17 protein-coding genes are annotated in these 20,177 nt (G+C 60.3%); 3 read left to right on the top strand and 14 right to left on the bottom strand.

Annotated features, from left to right (window positions below; genetic code table 11):
- Positions 1-130: 130 nt before the first annotated feature.
- Together B0G75_RS05440 and B0G75_RS05435 are read right to left on the bottom strand one after the other, a co-directional pair.
- Positions 131-1,267: a glycosyltransferase gene (locus B0G75_RS05440; protein WP_106301461.1), complete on the bottom strand. Its 1,137-nt coding sequence runs from the start codon at positions 1,265-1,267 to the stop codon at positions 131-133.
- 315 nt (positions 1,268-1,582) lie between these two features.
- Positions 1,583-2,644: an EpsG family protein gene (locus tag B0G75_RS05435; RefSeq protein ID WP_146142476.1), complete on the bottom strand. Its 1,062-nt coding sequence runs from the start codon at positions 2,642-2,644 to the stop codon at positions 1,583-1,585.
- 467 nt (positions 2,645-3,111) lie between these two features.
- Here B0G75_RS05435 and B0G75_RS05430 point away from each other — a divergent pair, with 467 nt between their 5' ends.
- On the top strand, positions 3,112-4,287 hold the full coding sequence (locus B0G75_RS05430) for a glycosyltransferase (protein ID WP_106301933.1): 1,176 nt from the start codon (positions 3,112-3,114) through the stop codon (positions 4,285-4,287).
- A 22-nt stretch (positions 4,288-4,309) separates the two neighbouring features.
- Here the strand turns inward: B0G75_RS05430 and B0G75_RS05425 are convergent, their stop codons facing one another.
- The 9 genes from B0G75_RS05425 to B0G75_RS05385 form a co-directional block, all read right to left on the bottom strand.
- Entirely contained in the window at positions 4,310-5,284 is a 975-nt protein-coding gene (locus B0G75_RS05425) for a hypothetical protein (RefSeq protein WP_258194224.1), read from the bottom strand.
- A gap of 67 nt (positions 5,285-5,351) precedes the next feature.
- On the bottom strand, positions 5,352-6,089 hold the full coding sequence (locus tag B0G75_RS05420; RefSeq protein ID WP_106301452.1) for a DUF2334 domain-containing protein: 738 nt from the start codon (positions 6,087-6,089) through the stop codon (positions 5,352-5,354).
- A 38-nt stretch (positions 6,090-6,127) separates the two neighbouring features.
- Positions 6,128-7,318, bottom strand: a complete 1,191-nt coding sequence (locus B0G75_RS05415) for a glycosyltransferase family 4 protein (protein WP_106301449.1) — start codon at positions 7,316-7,318, stop codon at positions 6,128-6,130.
- 71 nt (positions 7,319-7,389) lie between these two features.
- Positions 7,390-8,514, bottom strand: coding sequence for a glycosyltransferase family 4 protein (locus B0G75_RS05410; protein ID WP_106301446.1), 1,125 nt, complete (start codon positions 8,512-8,514; stop codon positions 7,390-7,392).
- A 52-nt stretch (positions 8,515-8,566) separates the two neighbouring features.
- Positions 8,567-9,727 carry a glycosyltransferase family 4 protein gene (locus tag B0G75_RS05405; RefSeq protein ID WP_106301443.1) on the bottom strand — a complete coding sequence of 387 codons (1,161 nt, stop codon included), beginning with the start codon at positions 9,725-9,727 and terminating at the stop codon, positions 8,567-8,569.
- Positions 9,724-11,091: a murein biosynthesis integral membrane protein MurJ gene (gene murJ / locus B0G75_RS05400; RefSeq protein WP_106301440.1), complete on the bottom strand. Its 1,368-nt coding sequence runs from the start codon at positions 11,089-11,091 to the stop codon at positions 9,724-9,726. The genes B0G75_RS05405 and murJ overlap by 4 nt, the downstream gene beginning before the upstream one ends.
- Positions 11,092-11,176: 85 nt before the next feature.
- The gene (locus B0G75_RS05395) at positions 11,177-12,208 is read right to left on the bottom strand and encodes an SDR family oxidoreductase (protein WP_106301930.1); all 1,032 of its coding nucleotides are present in this window, start codon (positions 12,206-12,208) and stop codon (positions 11,177-11,179) included.
- A 76-nt stretch (positions 12,209-12,284) separates the two neighbouring features.
- A complete protein-coding gene (gene tviB / locus B0G75_RS05390) occupies positions 12,285-13,562 on the bottom strand; it encodes a Vi polysaccharide biosynthesis UDP-N-acetylglucosamine C-6 dehydrogenase TviB (protein ID WP_106301437.1) in 1,278 nt (425 codons plus the stop codon).
- Between the two features lie 92 nt (positions 13,563-13,654).
- Positions 13,655-15,898, bottom strand: a complete 2,244-nt coding sequence (locus tag B0G75_RS05385) for a polysaccharide biosynthesis tyrosine autokinase (RefSeq protein ID WP_106301434.1) — start codon at positions 15,896-15,898, stop codon at positions 13,655-13,657.
- 567 nt (positions 15,899-16,465) lie between these two features.
- Between B0G75_RS05385 and B0G75_RS05380 the strand changes: the two genes are divergently transcribed.
- The gene (locus B0G75_RS05380; protein WP_106301431.1) at positions 16,466-16,921 is read left to right on the top strand and encodes a ribonuclease; all 456 of its coding nucleotides are present in this window, start codon (positions 16,466-16,468) and stop codon (positions 16,919-16,921) included.
- A gap of 8 nt (positions 16,922-16,929) precedes the next feature.
- On the opposite strand, the gene B0G75_RS05375 is transcribed toward B0G75_RS05380, so the two are convergent.
- The 3 genes from B0G75_RS05375 to B0G75_RS05365 all read right to left on the bottom strand — a co-directional run bounded on the left by B0G75_RS05375 (position 16,930) and on the right by B0G75_RS05365 (position 19,476).
- The gene (locus B0G75_RS05375) at positions 16,930-17,427 is read right to left on the bottom strand and encodes a CPBP family intramembrane glutamic endopeptidase (RefSeq protein WP_106301428.1); all 498 of its coding nucleotides are present in this window, start codon (positions 17,425-17,427) and stop codon (positions 16,930-16,932) included.
- A gap of 266 nt (positions 17,428-17,693) precedes the next feature.
- Positions 17,694-18,095: a hypothetical protein gene (locus tag B0G75_RS05370; RefSeq protein WP_106301425.1), complete on the bottom strand. Its 402-nt coding sequence runs from the start codon at positions 18,093-18,095 to the stop codon at positions 17,694-17,696.
- Between the two features lie 403 nt (positions 18,096-18,498).
- Positions 18,499-19,476, bottom strand: a complete 978-nt coding sequence (locus B0G75_RS05365; protein ID WP_106301422.1) for an SDR family NAD(P)-dependent oxidoreductase — start codon at positions 19,474-19,476, stop codon at positions 18,499-18,501.
- A gap of 122 nt (positions 19,477-19,598) precedes the next feature.
- Here B0G75_RS05365 and B0G75_RS05360 point away from each other — a divergent pair, with 122 nt between their 5' ends.
- Positions 19,599-20,177 carry a TetR/AcrR family transcriptional regulator gene (locus B0G75_RS05360; protein ID WP_106301419.1) on the top strand — a complete coding sequence of 193 codons (579 nt, stop codon included), beginning with the start codon at positions 19,599-19,601 and terminating at the stop codon, positions 20,175-20,177.

The raw sequence follows: 20,177 nt of genomic DNA, 5'->3' as shown, positions 1-20,177 counted from the left end.
GGATCCTCGCCGCGGTTTTCAAGGCTTGTCCCCGTGCCTTTGTATGTTCATATGGTGCATCGGGTTCCGTTCCCGCAACGTACGTCCTCACACACTACCTGCGTAAATGATTGGAAATCGCAGCGCCAGGTCAGTGGCGAGGCTCCTCCGCGCCACGCGGCGCGACGACCGGTGCGTGCCCCGTGATCACCAGCCAGCGCGGCGTCCTGATGCGTACGATCGCCACATAGATGTGAACGTAGATCGTAACGAAGGCGATGGTTGCCCCGGCGAGCGCGATAGGCGTGTCCCAGAAGAACGTAGCCGGCACGATGCTGACGAGGCTCAGCACCCACAGATAAACCGAGGTGCAGGAATTGCGCATCGCGCGCCGGCGCAGATTGCCACCATCGATACCCTTGCGCACCACACGCCGATACACGAGCGTATGCAGATGAAGTCCGTCCGGAGCGCCCGCCGGCCTTCCGCGCACGATCCTGCGGCGATAGATGGAAAAGAGCGTCTCGAAGGTCGGATAGATTGCGACGGCCATTGCGTACCACGCCGACACGCTCGGGTTGCGCACGATCAGCAGCACCAGCAGCTCCGCCATGATGAACCCGATGAAATAAGCTCCGCCGTCGCCAAGGAAGACGGAAGGCACCGGAAAATTCCAGAGCACAAAGCCGCCGATCGCTCCGATCATGGTCAGTGCCATGCTCATGACAAGCCAGTCGTTGACGCTGTGGGCCACGTAGCCGATCGAGGCGAAGATCAGCATGGTCACCACCGAGGCGAGTCCGTTGAAGCCATCGATGATATTGACCGCGTTCGTCAGCCCGGCCACGCCGAGCATCGTGAAGCCGATCCCGATCGGCACAATGCGCAGCCACTGATCGACGAGCGGCAAATCCACCCGCGTGAGCGTCGCGTGCATCAGCAGGCAGGCCGCGAGCGCCGAAGCGAGCGCGCACAGCAGCCGCACTCGCGGGCTCACGCGCTTGGTCATGTCCTCGATCACGCCGCCTGCGAACACCGGTACGGCGCACAACAGGAGCACCAGTTGGCCCGTGCCAGGGGCGGTCGCCCACAGCGGCTGGATGAGCGGAATGACAGTGGCGGCGCAGGCAATTCCAACTCCACCGATTCTTGGCACCGCATAGGCGTGGTTCTTCTGAATGCCGCGCAAGTCGTGGTCCATCGTCAGCGACCCGTGCAGCCCCGAACTTCGCACGATAAAAAAGATAACAAGGAATGAGACAACAAAGCCAAACGCAAGATTTAACATCTCGGTCTCCAACATAAACGGAGGAATTTTTATTTTCTTGTCGCTTTAAAAACGCATGCTTAGGACAAGGTTAGTGATGCACACCGTCTCTCACTTTGAATCTTTCCTCTGTGGCATTCCCAACACAACCCGGACACGATCATTTTATGAGCCGACAAATCAGCGTTAATACGATGTGCCATGGCATACGCCGGTTCAGCTTACCGGCGCATCGGAATATGTGTATGAAATGACCATTGCCCGCTTTTACTCGCGCTGCCCACAGGAGCGCGCTTTGCACCGGCAAGCATTACCTGGCGGCTAGCGGAGAACCGCTCAGAGAAAGTACTTATAAGTGTCCAGCAGATAATTCTTGTGAATGTCGTAAGTCAAAATAGCCAGGATAAAAGCGACGATCCACAGGATCAGCGAATTCTTGATACGGATCTCCGGCAGCATGAAGGCCAACAGCAGCGGTCCATAGTAGACAATGCGCTGAGTCCCGAATGGATAGACGAAGAAGGAGATGATCAGGAACATGATCAGCCCGATATGCATGATCGCGATCTCATGGACGACCATTTCGCGCACGACGTGCTCGATATGCTTTCGACGCAGCACGATCACGAGCACCGGTACGATCAGATACAGAGCGAGCGAGATCAGGAAGTTCACGGTGAATTCTTCCTGCTGCGTGTATTCCTCGAGCCGGCGGCCGCCGAACCTGGCGAACAGCCAAGCCGACGCCAGCGACATCGCGAGCGCCGCGCCGACCACGCCCACGATCGCCAGCGCCTTGCTTCGCCTCATGAGAAAGTGCGCGAGAATCAGGAACAAGGCCGGATACGCAAAGGTGGTGTGAACGATACTCGCGAGCAGCGCGCCTCGAACGGGTTGCTGCCGGCACATCGCGAAGTACATGGCGATCGAGAGGGCGAAGCCCTGGCGGATCTGGAATAACCCGACCGTCGCGAGGCCGGTGGGAATCAGCGCCCACAACAGCAGGCCGAGAAGGGGCCGGCGCGTCCGGCTAAGAGCAAGCGCCATGAGCACGTTCAGCACGACAACCGTCACGCGGACCGCGACGTCCGGTGAGAGGCCAAGTGAATCGAGGCCTAGCACCCACAGCCGCCAGCCGAGCTCATCCGTGATGGTCTTCACGATGAAAAGCACGACCGACTGGCTGCTGGACCAGAGATGGACGATCCAGAGCGGATCGGCGTCCCTGAAGTACGCAACGTAATTGTCCTGATCGAGCAGCATGCTCCGATCGCCGAGGGCGATCTTCAGGAGAATGAACGCCGACAGCGCCAGGAATCCAAGCATGGAAGGCCGCAGCCACCGGTAGCCGATTGAATGGATCTGGAACTTCGAGTTGAGTTGTTGTGCCACTTTCATCCCTCTCTTGCCCGTCAGCTTGCCGGTGCCGCGCAAACCGGAGGAGGTGCGTTGATTTTCTTGCCTCTCAGACGTGCTTTCGGCACTCGCCGTTCAGCGGACCGTGCCCGGTGATCGGTATTGCCATCTGCCCGTTGAACGGCCTTGAAACTAACTTTTCCTTACGCCCCTGCACGCTATCAGCTTTTGATTGGACCTTACGAGCGGAACGGCACATAAGATTTGCATCGATGCCGAAGCTCGGGTCCGTAGACTCGTATAAACAATAAATCGCATTCGGGCATAAGCAGGGGCAATTGTCCTGGCCTGTGTTCGATGCCGAACGGTATGGCGGCGGCTCGATCACTTAGCCTTCCATTGTCCTTTCGTGATTACGGATATCGAGTCCGTTAAAAACAAGCGGCTCAGATTGATCTGATTGAATAGCAGCGGTTCTACGTCACCGAATGCCGTACCGTGCAAACAAAATGAAAATTGTCCATATTATTTCGGGACTCGGAGTGGGCGGCGCCGAAACCTTGCTTCTGAACCTGGTTTCGGAGTCCCGCACCGCCGGCGGTACGCATGTCATCATTTCCCTGTCCGCCATCGACAAGATGGCGGACCGTCTGCGCGCAGCCGGCGCGGAGGTCAGGTTTCTGGGAATGCGGCCCGGTGTTCCGAATCCACTGCTCCTGATTCGACTGGCCAGGTGGATCGTCGAAGCGCGCCCCGATGTCGTCCAGACGTGGATGTATCACGCGGACATTTTCGGCGGCGTGGCAGTGTTGCTGGCGCGGCTCATGTTTCGGCTCAGCAGGCAGCGCCACCGCTTCGTGCTCGTCTGGGGCATCCATCGAACCGAAGTGCCCACGGCCAAAGTCGGGCGCGTTCTGAATACGCTTGCCCGGATGGGCGCGGCGACCTCCAACCGTTTGCCGGATTCGGTCATTTGCTGTGCCAACGCGTCGTTCCGAACTCACGTTGAGTACGGCTACGAGCGCACGAAGATGCGCGTGATCCATAACGGCTTCGATGTTCGCAAGTTCGTGCCGGACGCCACCGCAAGGACCGCACTGCTGAATGAGCTCGGCCTGCCGCCGGGTTCCATACTGATCGGAATCGTAGGACGCTCCAATCCCGCCAAAGACTACGATAACTTTCTGCGTGCGGCCGCGATGCTTCACCAGCGCGTGCCGGAATGCCATTTCGTCATGGTCGGTAAAGACGTCGATGCCAACAACAAAGCGCTCGCACGCACGATGAACGAGCTTGGCCTGACAGGCGTCTGCCACTTGCTGGGCGCCCGCAACGACCTGCATCGAATCATGCCGGCGTTCGACATGCTGTGCCTCTCGTCCCGAACAGAAGGTTTGCCCACGGTCGTGGGCGAAGCGATGGCTTGCAGCGTTCCGTGCGTGGTCACGGACGTGGGCGATACCGGCCAGCTGGTCGGCGACACCGGTCTGGTTGTTCCACCGCGCGATCCCGTCAGTTTGTCGGACGCGCTCGAGCAGATGGCGACGTTGAGTCTGGAGCAGCGCAAGACACTGGGAAGGCTGGCACGCGAGCGGATCGTCGAATCTTTTTCGATTACGGTGTGCTGGCAACAGTATCGGGACATGTACGCGACATTGCTACGCGCAAAAGGCGTGACGCGTTAAGCGCCACGACCCTTGCGAGCGGCTACCGGACGATGGTGGGATTCGTGATATCGATCCTGGGTCCCGCACGGTCATAGTCGGCGCTGACAAAAGCATCTCGCCTCGGACGAATCCACGTTGGCGAATTGCTCGTGATATAGCCGGTGACCACGCTGCCTTTCATCTTCAATCCGGATACGCTGAAGGCCGCTTCCCTGCTGTCTTCGTCCTTGTGTCCGCTGATCACGACGCTGACGTTCTTTTCCCGGCTTCCCGGCAGTGCTTCAAGATAGACCAGAATGCCGAACTGGCAGTGCCGTGTGGTCGGATTCACAATGCGGATGTTTTCCACGACGTCCGTGTTCGCGTTCGGCTCGATATCCAGTCCGGCGGAAGGAAGCGTGCCGGCTATGTTTTCCCACACCGGACTGTCGAACAGAATATTCTTGCCGCTGATAATCGAAACACCTTGCCGACGACAGCCGGACGCATAGTGATTCATTACCCGGATGTCGCTCGAATAGGGCAGACCGTTGCCGAAGCTGTTGGCGATATAGATGCCGTCTCCCCAACAGTTGATCGTGCTGGGCGACAATATCGTTATATCGGTGCTTCCCGCAATGGATATGCCCATGCCCCACTCTCCGCCCTTCACGGTGTTCAGCTCTTTACTGCCGTCGACGCGAGGATTTTCCAGCACCACGTGGCGCACGTCCCAGACACGGATGACCTCGTAGTTTTGGGTGTCATGCGGAAGGAGTTTGATCGAGGCGCCGGGAGCGAAGCGCACGCGGCTGTTGTTGCGCATGTGCAGCCCTTCCGCGTCGATCCGGCAAGGGCCCGTAATCACCAGCGTCTTGCCGATCGAATTATCGACCGCCTTCTGAAGCGCGGCGCGGTCATTCGTCTTGCCGTCCGCCGCGACACCGAACGATCGATCGATGACCTCGTCGGGCGCGGCATGCTTTTTGGTCACGACGTCGGCCACCGCGGCGAGAGGTCGCGTGATCGCACCCACCAGGCTGCTGAGGAGAAATGCATTTACCGCTCTCCGGCTGTTGCGCACCGTGCACCCCGTAAAGAATTCAGCCCCTCAAGCGGCGCATTGCGCGCAACGGGGTAGAGGTTAAAAAGCGCATCGCCATCGCGACGCCCGGGACAGGAGTTCTGACGCTCGCGGCTTCTTCAAAGGAGATGAACCGCGAGCGGTTCTTCTTCACGAAGCCGACAATCCTGTCGATCTCGGCCTCGCCGAGCGTATTGACATGCAGGCAGATGGAATACACGCCGAAACCAAAATGCAGCGGCGTTGCGAACAACTGCGGCACCGCCGTGAGAGCGCCGAATTTGTACGGATAGACGCCGCTGCCGTCCGTCAAATATTTGAAGTCGAGATCGGCCAGCGCGCGGAGCGTCGCTTCATCGAACGAGTGGGAGGGCGCCATGAATACCGGCTGCCAGACGCCCTCTCGCTGAAGAATCGTCTTTCCCGCCTGCAGCTTGGCGAACTGCTCCTCGTAGGAGAGACCGGCCAGCTCCGATTTGCTGCCCAGACGCAACAGCCCGGGATGCTCGGTAACGTACTGGTGGGTGTAGCCGTGCTGCGCGATGCTCCAGCCGCGATCGACCCAACCGCGCACCGTATCCCAGAACGCGTCTCTCGCCGGCTCGACGACGAGCGTCTGATCGAGACAGTTCGGCACGACGCCGACGAGCAACGGCAGGTCCTGATCCATGGAAAGCTCATCGAACGGATCGAAGCGCGACCAGGCCATTTCCGGAGTGATGTCATCGAAGCGCAATATGAATTTCGGAACGACCATGGCCACTCAATCTCCTTCAGGATGTTTCGCTGACACCGTTAAATCTGCCGCTCGCGCTGACTCGCCACGACGACGTCGCGAGGCGCCGGGTCCAGCAATTCGCTATAAACCCGCAGCGTCTTGCTGATTACGATCGATTCGTCGAATTCACTCAACGCTTTGGCTTGAGCCGCAAGCCCGAGTTTCCGGCAAAGCTTGCGATCGTCGTCGAGCAGGCGAATCGCATTGGCCAGCGCCGCGGCATCGCGCACCGGAATGAGCAAGCCATCGTCTCCCGTACCGCTGACGACTTCACGGCAGCCCGGGACATCGGTGGTGATCAGCGGCAACGCGCACGCGGCCGCCTCGATCAGCGTCTTGGGCAAGCCTTCCCGATAACTCGGCAGCACAACGACGTCCACTTCGGACAGCAGCTTCGGCATATCGCTGACGTGTCCCAGCCACGTGAGAAGCCCGTCGTTAGCCCAGCCTTCTACTAGCTCGCGGGGGACGGAGGCGGGATTGCCGTCGTCGGGGGAGCCGGCAAGAAGAAAGCGCACCGTGCGGTTTTCATCTCGCAGTGCGCGAGCCGCCTCGACGTACTCGGCAATTCCCTTGTCCCACAACAGGCGAGCAGCCAGTACGACCCGCAATGGAGCCTGGGCGTCCTCATAGGTCTCCGGCCGGGCCGAGAACCGCGAACAGTTCACGCCGGAGCCTTTAATGAGCTGTATCGACCGGTCGTCGACAATTTTCGCGCGTTTGAAAATCGCGACGTCGTCGGGATTTTGCAGAATCAGCGCATTGCGCCGGCCGTTAAGAGCGGACCGCATCAGTTGGCGCACGATAGGCCGCAGCATGCGAGCTTTCAAATCCCGGCTCGTGAAGACGTAGCCCATGCCCGCCACAGCGTTGATTCGCGCGGGCACGCCGGCCAGCTTGCTCGCGAGCGAGCCGTACACCGCGCTCTTGATCGTGAAGCCGTGGACCAGGTCGGGCTTTTCACGGCGCAGAAACCGGACGAGCCATGCGAGCACGCCCACTTCCCGCAACGGATTGAGGCTGCGGCGATTCATCGGCACCGCGTGCCAGCTAAACCCGAGTGCCTGCAGCTTCGGTCCGAATTCTCCCGGCGGCGACAGCAGGACCACGTCATATCCGTCTTGCCGCAGTCTCTGCGCCAGCGAGAGGCGGAAGTTGTAGAGATACCAGTCGGTATTGGCAAAGAGAACTACTTTACGTCCGTTCATGTCCGCTCCTGAATCTCTGAGCTGTATGTAAATACGGCAGGTCACGACCGCAACCAGGCCGCCGGGTTTATTCAGTGCGTCGACTCGGCAGCCTTCGCACGTGCCCCAACCCGTTCGAACAACTGGTCCCAGATATGCAATACCGCCTTCAACGAATAGCGCTCCCGTACCGACATGGCGGCCTTTCTGCCCAGCTCGGCGCGCAGCGGGTCGTCCGAAATCAGCCGGCGCAGCGCGGCAGCCATGGAGTTCGCGTCGCCTGGCGGAATGAGCAGGCCGTCCTCGCCGTTGCGTGTCAATTGCCTCGGTCCGCTAGGACAGTCGAAAGACACAACCGGCAGTCCGATCGCCATGCCTTCCATCAGCGCCATGGGCAAGCCTTCATGACTCGACGACATCGCAAAGACCTGGCCCTTGGCCAGTTCGCTCCACGGCGTCAGCGTCCGTCCCGGCAGGAAGATCCGCTCGCCCATGCGCAGTTGCGCGATCTGCGCCTCCAGCGCCGCGCGCTCCGGTCCTTCTCCCCAGATCCACAAGTCCCAGTCAGGCCACTCGTCCGCGAGCAGTGCAAAGGCGCGGATCAGCAAATCGAACTGCTTTGTCCTGTTCAGCCGTCCCAGCGAAATGACGCGCTTGCGCGCGGTGGCCGGTTGCCGTTGCTGCAGGAACAGTCCATCGGGCAATGGGTTGGGCATTACCGCGATGTCCTTCATGCCCGGCACGACTTTTCTGAACGGCGCGACCACGTCGTCGGTCAACAGCGTCAGCAGATCGGCCTTCGGATAGACGAACCGGCACAGCAGCCGCCATAGCAACGAACGGTTATCGGCAAGTGGATTCGTGTGCTCGCTCACGATGATGGGAATGCCGAGCCCTCGCGATGCGAGAATCGTCGTGACATTCACGTTGGTCAGAAACGATACGATCACATCCGCCTTGCTCTCGCGCATGAGCGCGCGCAACGCCCTCATGCGTTCGATATAGGCGAGCGGTCCCCGGCCGCGCCGCGTCACCAGGTCAGCCAGATAGACGAACTTAACGCCGGGCGAAACGGGGTAATTGCAGGCGCTGCGCCCGGAATACGTGGCGACGAGCGTGACCGAATCGCCGCGCTCGACCCAGGCGTTGACAAGCGTTGCGGCGACGCTCTCGGCACCGCCATCCTGCATCGCGCTAATGAACAGGACGATATTCATGAACGGTCCGGATTCGGTCCACAGGGTTGATGGAATGCAGCGCGCCCGGTACTCATTCCGTCACCCGCACGGAAGGACGATCGACGAGCCCTGAAGGTCTCGCGCCGGTTTGCGTGAACACGTCGCGCCACAGGGAGAAGACTCTCGCCACCGAGAACCGCTCGACGACAGCACGCGCTCGCGATGCCATCAGTGCCCGGGTCTCGTCATCCTTCATCAAGATCGACAAGGCATTGGCGAGTGCCTGCGGGTCGCCGACCTCGCGAACCAGCAGGCCGTCGTGGCCGTGCGTGATGATGTCGCCAGGGCCGGCGTCGCAGTCGAAGCTGACCACCGCGCAGCCGCTCGCCATCGCCTCGACGATCGTCATCGAGAAGCCTTCGAAGCGCGAACTCAGAACGTAAAGGTCGGCACGCTCGTACCAGTCAGGCATATTGCCGACCTGACCCGGCAGCAGCACGCGGTTCGCCAATCCCGCCGCTGCTACTTGTGCAGTGAGTGCGCGCCGGTCATCGCCGTCGCCGAGAATGACGAGATCCCACGCCGGAAAATCGCTCGCGATCCGGCCGAAGGAATCGATCAGGATATCGAAGCCCTTCTGTTCGGCCATCCGTCCCGCCGCGAGCAATACGCGACGCTGCGCGCCTACCACCGTCTGCGGCGACACGAGAGGTTCCACGACAGGAATCGGCAGCGAGATCGAATTCGGAATGACGGTGACGCTTTTGCAATGGCAGTGTTCCTGCAGCCATACCTTGCTTTTCTCCGTCAACGCGACCACCTTGTCCGCGAACGGGTAAGTCCAGCGGCGCAGGCATTCCCAGAATCTGCCTTCGAACAGCATCGGCGGATGAATGTGCTCGGTCGCGATCACCTTGCATGGCAAGCCGAAGCCAGCCAGGATCGCAAGAATCGAGGGCCTCGTCTCGATACCGAGCACCACGTCCGGGCGCACCTGTTTGAGCACACGCCGCAATGCCAGCATCCGGCTCGCATTCGCGAAGACCGCGCCCGCGAGGCCGCTAGTGGCGCCCGCGAGATCGAGCGTCACACGCTTGACCGAGTCGTGCAGCGAATAAAAGTCGCTCGCGGTGGAAGTCAGCGTCACGACACAGACTTCGTGACCTTGTGCCGCCCATTCGCTCGACAGGTTCATGGCCACGCGTTCCGCGCCGCCGTAATGCAGTGAATGGATGAACAGCAGAATCTTCATAGCGGACCTGCCTTTTTATTCTCTAATGATCCGTGTGACAGCGTGAGAGACAGATAGCACACGAACGAACTGGCGCCCATGACGCCGGTTGCAAGAACGACCCCCGTGATACCAAACCATCGAATCAGGAAGAAATTTGCAACTGCCTTTACAGCGAAGTTCACGGCCGCTATGGCGGCCATGGCTTTAAAGCGACCCTGGCTTGCGAAAAGCTGCACCAGCACCAGCACCGAAAAATAGAAAGGAATCTGAATCAATCCCCAGCGGAACAGGCTGGACACCGCTACCGTATCCGCCGCGCTAAAGGCGCCGCGCTGAAACAGCAACTTCACGACGAACGGCGCGAGAAGCCACGCCACCACCACCACCACGCCGCTCATCGCCAGCATGAACAGCGACCACTTTAGCGCGATGCTTCGGGCCCGAACGTTATCTCCTGCACTCAACAGCTCCGATAAAACCGGCAAGGTCGCCCTGCTGATCGCCACCGCGCCCATGCTGACCAGCAGGCCGAGCACGCGGCTTGCATAGCCGAGCGTCGCGATGTTGCCGTCGCCGAGACCGGCCACGAAATACTGATCCAGCGGCGTGGCCAGACTCATGACGAGCTGGCCGATCATGAACACACCGACCGCGCGGTACATGTGCGGCCACTGCGGCGAGCTGAGAGAGAAGCTGAGCCGCGCGCGGATCTGGTCGGCACGCCCGGAGAGGACGCCCAATAGCACCGCCTGGAGAATGAACCCGAGCGTGCTGCCCCAGATCAGCGGCGCCGGCGAGCTTGCGTCGTGCCAGGCCAGCACGAAGCCCAGCAACACGAGCGCCGGCACACACTCCAGCAGCGTGTTGACGTGCTTTTCGCGTGCCTGGAGGCGTGCGGCATAGACGCAGATCGTCAGCATGACGATGCCGACCGGCGCCATGCCGAGCATCATCCGGCGCGACATCACGCGGGTCTCTTCCGAGAGGTTGCGCGCCATCAGGTCGAGCGCATACGGCCAGGAGAAATAGAGAAGGACCGCGAACGCCATGCCGACGACAATCGCCATCACGTCGAGTTCGCCGAGAAACTTCGCTTGCTCCTGTTTGGGCCTCGAGCGCAGTTCGACCAGCGCCGGCACGAGCACGACGCTCAGCACAGCGACAAACGTAGCCGGCAACCAGGTGATCAGCGTGAGCGTGAGCTGATAGGCATCGACGACGTTGCTGATGCCATAGCGATACGCGATCGACATTTCCTTGAGCGCGCCCGCCGACTTGCCGATGAGCGCGAACATGGAAACCCAGATCGCACTGCGCGCAATCCGGCTATGGTCGGGATGAATCTGCGCGAGACGGTTTCGCCAACCTGCGATCTGAGACATTGACGTTACCGCCTTAAAAGAATCGACGCGTTCAGCATGAACCTGTCATGCCGAGTGCGGCGGTGAGCTTGGGCGACTGAAGGCATTACCGTTTCGATACGAATTCGATGTACCAGGGCATCGCTCTGGACAAGCCTTCGACGAAGGGGATCCTGTTTTCATAGCCCAAAAGCCGCTCCGCCTTGTCGACATTGGCCTGTGAATGCCTGACATCGCCGGCGCGAAACGGGCCGAACACCGGGCGCTTGTCGCAACGCACGCCGTTGTCGGTGAGCACGGACCGCAAGCCGTCGTAGAGCTGGATCAAGGTTGTGCGATCGCCGACGGCGACGTTGTACACCTCGTTCCTCGCCGCCTCGTCCGACATCGCCGCGAGGATGTTCGCCTGCACCACGTTGTCGACAAAGCAGAAGTCCCGGCTGGTTTCGCCGTCGCCATTGATCAGGACGTCGTCGCCGGCAATCAGCGCCGCTGTCCATTTGGGAATGACCGCGGCATACGCGCCGTCCGGATCCTGGCGCTTTCCGAATGCGTTGAAGTAACGCAGGCCGATCGTCTTGAAGCCGTACGCACGAGCAAACACCGACGCGTACAGTTCATTGGCGTACTTGGTGACGGCGTACGGCGAAAGCGGCTGGCCGATCTGGTCTTCGACTTTCGGCAAGCCGGGATGGTCGCCATACGTCGAACTCGACGCGGCATACGTGAAGCTCGACACTTGCGCGTCGCGCGCGGCCACCAGCATGTTGAGGAAGCCGCTGATGTTCACTTCGTGGGTCGCGATCGGATCGACCACCGAACGCGGAACCGAACCCAGCGCCGCCTCATGCAGCACGTGATCGACGCCATGAACCGCGCTCACGCAATCTTCCAGACGGCGGATATCGCCTTCGATGAATCTGAAGCGCTTCCATTGCTCCGGCGAAACAACGGAACGTACTTCGTCGAGATTGCGCTGGTAGCCGGTGGAAAAATTGTCGAGTCCGACCACGGTCTGATCGAGCTTGAGCAGCGCCTCCAGCAGATTCGAGCCGATGAAACCGGCCACGCCGGTAATCAGCCACTGCTGTGGGCGCCCGGCGAGTTGTTGCCGTATTGTGTCGTAACGATCGGGCATCATGCCTCCGGATCAGATGAGGAAGCCATCACGTCGTGATGGCGTTGCGTGCGATGTGCGTGGCATCTGGCATTGGTTAGAGACGCAGATCGCTGGCCTCGGGAGGCAGCAGGTATTTCAGGTCGTACAACACATGCTCGGGCTTGCCGAAGACGCGAATGGCTTCCGCGCCCAGTTCAAGGAACCGGCGGTGCGCGACGGCCACGATCGTCGCGTCGTAAACACCTTTGGCAGGATGCTCGATCGGGTCCAGGTTGTGTTCGCGACGGGCGTCTTCTTTCGAGACCCACGGGTCGTAGACATCGACTTCGACGCCATACTCCCGCAACTCGGCAACGATGTCGACGACCTTGGTGTTGCGCAGGTCGGGACAATTCTCCTTGAAGGTCAGACCCATGATCAGCACGCGGGCACCGGCGACGCCGATCTGCCGCTTGGTCAACGCCTTCACGAGCTGCGACGCGACATACCCGCCCATGCTGTCGTTCAGGCGCCGCCCGGCGAGGATGATCTCCGGGTGATAGCCGATCGCCTGCGCCTTGTGCGTCAGATAATACGGATCGACGCCGATGCAATGCCCGCCCACCAGACCCGGTCTGAACGGCAGGAAGTTCCATTTGGTTCCGGCTGCCTGCAAGACCGACTCCGTGTCGATTCCCATCTTGTTGAAGATGATCGACAGTTCGTTGATCAGCGCGATGTTGACGTCGCGCTGCGTGTTCTCGATGACCTTGGCCGCCTCCGCCACGCGAATGCTGCTCGCCTTGTGCGTGCCCGCGACGATGATCTCGCGATACAGCTGATCGACGAGTTCGGCGGTTTCCGGTGTCGATCCCGACGTGACTTTGCGGATATCCGTCACGCGGTGCGCCTTGTCGCCAGGATTGATGCGCTCCGGACTGTAGCCGACAAAGAAATCCACGTTGAATTTCAACCCGGAAACGCGCTCGAGAACCGGCACGCACTCCTCTTCCGTCGCCCCCGGATAGACGGTCGATTCATAAATGACCACGTCGTTCTTTTTCAGCACGCTGCCGATGGTCTCGCTGGCGCCGATCAAGGGCCTGAGATCGGGACGCTTGTAGTCGTCGATCGGCGTGGGAACGGTTGCGATGTACACGTTGCAGGCTTTCAGCTCTTGCGCGTCCGACGTGAACGTCATGCCCGTGGCGGCGGCCAGCTCTTCGTTGCAGACTTCGAGTGTGACGTCCCGTCCTTCACGCAACGCCGAGATGCGGGCACCGTTGATATCGAAACCCACTACCGGGCGATGCTTGCTGAACTCCACCGCGAGCGGCAATCCCACATAGCCCAGACCGATCACGGCGAGTTTCAGCTCGTTTAACGAATGCATGATTGTTGCTCCCCTTTATTATGGATTCGCGTCTTCGTCCAATCCCCGGGCGCGATTCAGCAGAACCGAATCTTTGCCCAGGGCCACGCGCGTTATTTCGTGACCGAATCGGAGTAGTAAGCGTCGTACGCGTAGCCGCCGTACCGGCGCGACTGAGCGTAATTGGCGCGGCTCACCTTGAATCCGTTCAGCAGAATGCCTTCGACTTTCGCACCCGTTTGCGCCAGACGTTTGACCGATTCCGAGATCTCGCCGGCACGCGTATCGGCGAAACGCGCGACCATGAAGATCGAATCGGCGACGGGCGCCATGGTCACCGTGTCCGACACGGCAAGAATGGCGGGCGCGTCGAGCAGCACGATGTCGTACTGCTCCGAAGCGGCGCGAATGGTTGCTCTGAAATTGGCGCTCAACAGCAGTTCGGCCGGGTCGTGCGGATACTCTCCGCACTGCAGGACGTCGAGATTCGGCAGAACTTCTTTGTGCACGGTATCTTCGAGCGAACGTTCACCCGTGATCAGATCGGCCAGCCCCGCGCCGCGTTCCAAGCCGAAGTACTGGTTCAGATGGCCGCGGCGCAAGTCGCCGTCCACCAGCAGCACACGCTTGCCGCCCGAGGCGAGCAAGGTGCCGAGATTCGCCGACAGGAACGACTTGCCGATGCCCGGCAGCGGCCCCGCGAGCATCACCACGTTGTTGCGCTCGCCGTTCAGCGCGAATTGCAGTGCTGCCCGCATCGTGCGCAGCGCTTCGACAGCCGGGTCCATCGGATAGCGGAAAGCCAGAGCCAGTTTCTCCGGGCCGCGGATCGCCATTTTCTGCGTCAGTTGCTCCTGCTGATCGCTGACCGGAATCGTCGCGTACACGGTCAGGCCGGTGCGCGATTCCAGCTCTTCAGGATCGGCCTCGCCCTTGAACAGATAGTCGCGCAGGAAGGCCAGCCCGATCGCGACGAACAGCCCCAGCACTGCCGAAATCAGCAGCACGAGCGTTTTTGCCGGCTTGACCGGGCGCTCGGGGACGTCCGCGGTATCGAGCAACTGCACCGAAGCGGACTGGCCGGCCTTGACCAGCCGCAGCGTGTCGATGTTGCTGCGCAACGCCGCGTACATGTCGGAGCTCATGCGCATGTCCCGCATCAGACGCAGCGCACCTTGCTCCGCCGTCGGCATGGACTTGACGCGTGCCGCGAGACTCTCGACGTACTTGTTGGTGCTGGCGATCTGCTGATCGATCGCCACCACGCTCGGGTGCTCGGCGGTCAGGTGAGCAGTGAGGTCCTGGCGCTGACGCTTGAGGTCATAGAGGCGCGAGTCCGCTTCAGTAGCCTGGCGCAGGATGAGCCGGCTTTCCTCGTCCGCATCCAGAAGACCGTGACTGTTGCGATAGGTGTTGTAGGCTTCTTCGGCCTGCTCCATCTGGCGCTTCGCGCCCGGCAACTGCTGCTCCAGGTAGTTCAGCGACTTCTCGGCGTTGGCACCCTTCTGGTTCACGTTCTGGCGCACATACACCGCACCGATATCGTTGAGGATGTTGGTGACGAGAACCGGATCGCGGCCTTCCAGCATGACGCCCAGCACATTCGACTTGTTGCCTTGCTCGTCGATCTGAAGGCCCTTTTGCAGCTGCTCGAGGGCCTGCTGCCGCGAGTGGCGCGTGAGCTTGAACTCCGCCCCGCTCTCGCCGTCGATCTTGCTCACGAGCAGATTGACCGGCCCGTGGCTGGTTTCGAATTGCTCGTCGACGCCGACGCGTCCGGTGACCGGCTGTTCCAGTCCCGGCCCGCGCAACTGGTACTGGCCGCCGGTCAATGCGGTGACGGTGTACGCGTTGCCCTCCTGCTTCCTCGGCACTTCGAAGGTCGACACGCTGATCGACTCGTCACCCCAGACGAAGCCGCCCCAGCCGAAGATTCCGGGCGTCATGCGTGTGTCGGTGTGGCGCGCGATCAGGCCGCCGAGCACAGGCAGGCGCTTCGGCTCGGCTTCGATGTAGAGCTTGAGGTAATCCACCGTCTGCATCGCGATGGCTTTCGACCTCAGGATCTGCATTTCGCTTTCGGCCGAGGACTTCTCCTGGAACAACGACGACGCATTGCGCACCAGATCCTTCGAATCCGGCAGCGCGGTCGGCGAATTGTCCTCGACCCTGATCGAAATACTGGCTCGATAGATAGGCGTCGCACAAAACGCGTACAGCGCGCCCACCAGAATGAATGCCATTGTTATAACGGCGATCATTTTTCGGTGATTAATCAACGTATCGATGATCGATCCGGGATCGAATTCGTCGTTACGTTCGGATAATCCCTCTGACGCTTGATATTTGAGTTTCATGGGCACGTCTCGTCACTGGTTTTATTTGACCGCTCAGGTAAGCGGATTCGAACGAGGGAAATGTGCGATTAACGGTATTGGTCCTTTCCCTGACGCAACAGTACGCATAAGGCTGCACCAAGTATGCGCGGTAGTGCACACAAAAAATCCCGGACTTTATTCGCTATAAACGACTTGCAAAGCGCCTCGGGAAGCGCGAAACGGATTCTTTGAAATAAGGGAAAACCACAAAATGTCCGACCAGACAGATCCGTGTTTTCACGTAAGGCAGAGGCGCCGCGGCCCGCTTCGTCTTCGGCTAGTTGCACAACCCGCTGCCAGCCGTCGAGATTGACCGTGGACGGCTCGCGCCCTTCGATCGCCATCCAGACGGCGCGAGCAGTGCTTCAAAAGCGACGTCGAACACCGGGGCAAAATCCGTTGCGTCAACCAGTTTCATAACTGGTGCATCACCCTGGTTGCGGTGTAAAAAGCGGCTATCTGCCGCCGAACATTGATTTGGTCCGCCATTAGCGATACCTTCTATTCTGGTCGTCGAACTGCGGTCAACGAGAGGAGACCCGTTTCGTGAAAAGAGCGTGGGCTTTCTCCGGCATCGTCGCCTTGAGCGCGATCCTCGGCGGATGCGGCAAGGGGGGATCGCAAAACCCCACCGAGGCGTCGGGCGCATCCGCGAGCGAGGCGTCGGCTCCGCCGGCGGCAAGCGCGAGCGGCACAGCCGTCGCGTCCGGCGCAGTCGGCACCATCACCAGGACACAGTTGCCGGCGGAGGCAACCGAAACATTGCGGCTGATTAAGGCGGGCGGCCCCTTCCCTTTCTCGGAAGACGGCGTCGTGTTCCGTAACAGCGCGGCATTGCTGCCGCAGCATCCACGCGGCTATTACCACACATACACGGTTCGCACGCCTGGGTCGACGGATCGCGGGCAGCGCCGGATCATATGTGGTGGACCACGCAAGCAGACAGCCGACTGCTATTACACCGACGATTACTACGTCAGTTTCAAGCGCATTGCAGAGTAACGCCGCCTTTACAGAACGAATAGCGTGATTGCTGCCGTTATTCCGTTGCGCAACGCATGCACAGCAAGCGTCGCGATAAAGGGATGACCTTTGCGCGAATCCTCAATCGCGAAGACCGTCGCTAAAATGCCACCCACAAGCGTGCCGAGTACAACGTACGGTGCACTGTAGCTATGACTCAAGCCGAATATCAGAGCCGAAATACAGATTGCGATGCCAGTCTTGCAACGGAGTTTGCCCAGGACCCGAAGACATCCCCACTGATGAATTGTGGTCTCGATGAGCGGTGCCGCAACGCACCCTATCGCAATCAATTTGAAGACGTTGCCTTTTCCTAAGTCGGGCCCGCCCAGCGTCTGCCCAGGCGTTAAAAAAGGAGCGCAAATTAGCAGCGGAATTATGGCCAGATACGTACCCGCCAACGCCAGCACTATCAGCTTTGCCGTCGGCAACTCCAGTAGCCAAAGTTTCACTCTCTGCAGGCATCTATGAGATGTCGTTAGCATGGGCGGTCCATGGTCTCTCAGGTCGTCGTTTTTTCCGTCTTGATTGTCAGCGATCCGGGCGTTGTTGTCGATCGGCGGCTCCTTGCGGGAGCGGTCTGACCGCGATGCGCCGAAGGGCTGTCGTCGCGTTCCGATACGTCAGCAGGTCCACGCTGAAACGATCGGAATTTTCTTCGTCAAGCATTGCTACATAATCGCCGTGGAAACGCCCGGTTTGCAGTTTGCTCAAGGACCTTCGACCGGTGGCCAGAGAGTCGACCGATAGGTCATCCGAAAACCCTGGCCCACGCCGCCCGAAGACGTCGCGCGCGGTCTTCAAAGAGATATGACGCAGCCAGCGTCAAGAGACCTGAAATAACACCCGTGACGATGTGCTCGACATAAGGGATGCGGTAGTGACTCACGTGTGCATAGGTGTCGCCCAATGCTGTCAGCAAGCCGACGATCAGCGCGTTGCCGTATCGATTGCCGTAGAGTTTCGCAGCGGGCGTGAAGGTCAGAAGCACGGCAAAGAGTCCGGTGAGCAGACCGGTATGGAATGCAATCGTCCAGTGGGCAAGGCTCATGATGTTGCCCCAGCTCCCCGGCATGCAGGTCATGCACGCGCTGGTCGGCTGCCAGAAACGCTGGACGAACAACTTGAAGCGGCGCTTCCACTCGATTGACATGAGGTTTTTCCCACCAATGCCGCTGTTACGGCCAACGCGAGCCTGGCTGCCGTTGGACGGCTTTGCAGACCTTTTGACCAGCCTGCCGTCCTCGTTATGGATAAGCCAGATCAGCACCGTCGAGGCCGCGCAATAGCGTGGACATGTGGGGATACTACACCGCGATTGGACAGCCGCCGTTTCAACCGGGATCGCAATTCGGCCCTTGCGATAAGCGGCCGCCCGTCGCAGCGCAGCGTCGCGCGAACCATCGCCCCAGCACGAGCGTGGTTCAACAAACTAATTCCGCACTGCATCTGCAAGTCGCTGTTCGCGGCGCGCCAAAGCGGCCGCGCGCCTTCGATTCTCAGACTGCCGCAGACGTTATGAAAAAGACACGCCGACAAGCCTCTACGGCCTGGCGTCAGAACGATTCACCCACCATTTCTTCACTCTTGCGCCAGAGCGCGTCAGCGTGCGCAGCGTCAAGCGCATATTGTCGGACGCCTTCGCTGACGGGTGTGATGACAACATCGTCGGCAACGGTTTCGCTGACATGGCAGTTCTCGCAGTATCTGCCGCCAACGGCATCAGCTGCCGCCACCACCGCCGCCCACACGGAAGTCGCCGCCCCTTGTGGCACGGTCTTGAACTGAAACGGCGCCTTCCCCTCCGACTCGAGCTGCTTGTTGATACCTTCGAGCAACGCAGTCATCTGGCCTTCGTCCATGTGACGAGCGAGTTCCGTGTGGATTCCACCCGGATGAACCGCGGTGGCGCGAACACCGCGCGCTCGATGCCGCTGATCGAAGGCCACCGCAAAGAGGATATTCGCCGTCTTGGCGCGCCCGTACGCAACGAACGGATCGTAAGGTGTTCGCTCGAAGCCCGGGTCGTCGAGATCCACGTCAGCGAAACGATGACCCGACGACGCGAGCATCACGACTCGACCACCCGATGGGATCAGCGACGCCAACCGGTTCACCAGCACGAAATGCCCCAGATGGTTCGTGCCGAACTGCGTCTCGAAGCCGTCCGCGGTTTTGCCGAAGGGCGTTGCCATCACGCCCGCGTTCGCGATGATGACGTCGATGGGTTTCCCCTCCTCCCGCAACCTGTTCGCGCAATGCCTGACGCTCTCGAGACTCGCGAGGTCGAGCGCAATCAGCTCGATGCTGCCGCCAGCCGCGGCGGCCTCCCGCCGCGCATCGGCGATTGCCTGGGTTGCTTTTTCCAGATCTCTAGCCGCGCCGATCACGTCGGCACCGCGCGCCGCCAGCGCCCGCGCCGTCTCTACGCCCAATCCCGCCGACACGCCAGTCACCAGAATTCGCTTGCCATGAAGATCGACGCCTGCGAGCACGTTGTCAGTCGTCGAAGTTGCCCCAAATTTCTCAATCATTTCCGCTGCTCCAACACAATGAAGGTTGACGTCATTCCCCGTCCGGGATAAAACGGAGCTTCCCTCCGTTTTTTTCGATATTAAACGGAGGCACCCTCCGTTTGCAAGGACCCAACGTGTAAATGACCGATTCAACGCCAAAAGAACGAAAACCCAGAGCCGACGCGCAGCGCAATCGCGAGCGCATCCTTGAAGAGGCAAAAACGGCGTTCACTCGCGCCGGTGGCGAAATCAGCATGGAGGACGTCGCGCGCCAGGCGGGGGTCGGTGCAGGCACGCTATACCGCCACTTCCCTACGCGCGATGCGTTGCTGGAGAGCGTCTATCGCGCCGAGGTGGCGAAGCTAGCCGAGGAGCAGCGCAGACTGTCCGACTCGCTGCCTCCCGCCGATGCGCTGCGATCGTGGATGTTGCTCTTCGTGGATTACATTGCAACGAAGAAGATCATCGCGCCGGCATTGAATTCAATCGTCGGAGGACCGACGAAGCTATTCGAATCGTCCGGTGCGCAGATCACGGAGGCGATTCACTCGCTCGTCACGAACGCCATCGCAAGCGGCGATGTCCGCTCGGACATCGAGCCACTGGATCTGCTTCGCGCGCTCGTCGGCGTTTCGAATGTCGCGTCGGCGCCGGACTGGCAGCAAAGCGCGAAGAGGCTGGTCGATATACTTTTGCTTGGGTCGAGGCCGACGGAATAG

The organism is Paraburkholderia sp. BL18I3N2, from assembly GCF_003001875.1.
Taxonomy (GTDB): domain Bacteria; phylum Pseudomonadota; class Gammaproteobacteria; order Burkholderiales; family Burkholderiaceae; genus Paraburkholderia; species Paraburkholderia phytofirmans.
This window is presented reverse-complemented; position numbering and strand designations above follow the sequence as displayed.

Excerpts from the sequence above, each read along its gene's own strand:
- B0G75_RS05365 (WP_106301422.1), bottom strand. The coding sequence starts at position 19,476 with ATGATTGAGAAATTTGGGGCAACTTCGACGACTGACAACGTGCTCGCA.
- B0G75_RS05375 (WP_106301428.1), bottom strand. The coding sequence starts at position 17,427 with ATGCTAACGACATCTCATAGATGCCTGCAGAGAGTGAAACTTTGGCTA.
- B0G75_RS05360 (WP_106301419.1), top strand. The coding sequence starts at position 19,599 with ATGACCGATTCAACGCCAAAAGAACGAAAACCCAGAGCCGACGCGCAG.
- murJ (WP_106301440.1), bottom strand. The coding sequence starts at position 11,091 with ATGTCTCAGATCGCAGGTTGGCGAAACCGTCTCGCGCAGATTCATCCC.
- B0G75_RS05440 (WP_106301461.1), bottom strand. The coding sequence starts at position 1,267 with ATGTTAAATCTTGCGTTTGGCTTTGTTGTCTCATTCCTTGTTATCTTT.
- B0G75_RS05395 (WP_106301930.1), bottom strand. The coding sequence starts at position 12,208 with ATGCCCGATCGTTACGACACAATACGGCAACAACTCGCCGGGCGCCCA.
- B0G75_RS05410 (WP_106301446.1), bottom strand. The coding sequence starts at position 8,514 with ATGAATATCGTCCTGTTCATTAGCGCGATGCAGGATGGCGGTGCCGAG.
- tviB (WP_106301437.1), bottom strand. The coding sequence starts at position 13,562 with ATGCATTCGTTAAACGAGCTGAAACTCGCCGTGATCGGTCTGGGCTAT.
- B0G75_RS05405 (WP_106301443.1), bottom strand. The coding sequence starts at position 9,727 with ATGAAGATTCTGCTGTTCATCCATTCACTGCATTACGGCGGCGCGGAA.
- B0G75_RS05430 (WP_106301933.1), top strand. The coding sequence starts at position 3,112 with ATGAAAATTGTCCATATTATTTCGGGACTCGGAGTGGGCGGCGCCGAA.
- B0G75_RS05370 (WP_106301425.1), bottom strand. The coding sequence starts at position 18,095 with ATGTCAATCGAGTGGAAGCGCCGCTTCAAGTTGTTCGTCCAGCGTTTC.
- B0G75_RS05420 (WP_106301452.1), bottom strand. The coding sequence starts at position 6,089 with ATGGTCGTTCCGAAATTCATATTGCGCTTCGATGACATCACTCCGGAA.
- B0G75_RS05435 (WP_146142476.1), bottom strand. The coding sequence starts at position 2,644 with ATGAAAGTGGCACAACAACTCAACTCGAAGTTCCAGATCCATTCAATC.
- B0G75_RS05385 (WP_106301434.1), bottom strand. The coding sequence starts at position 15,898 with ATGAAACTCAAATATCAAGCGTCAGAGGGATTATCCGAACGTAACGAC.
- B0G75_RS05415 (WP_106301449.1), bottom strand. The coding sequence starts at position 7,318 with ATGAACGGACGTAAAGTAGTTCTCTTTGCCAATACCGACTGGTATCTC.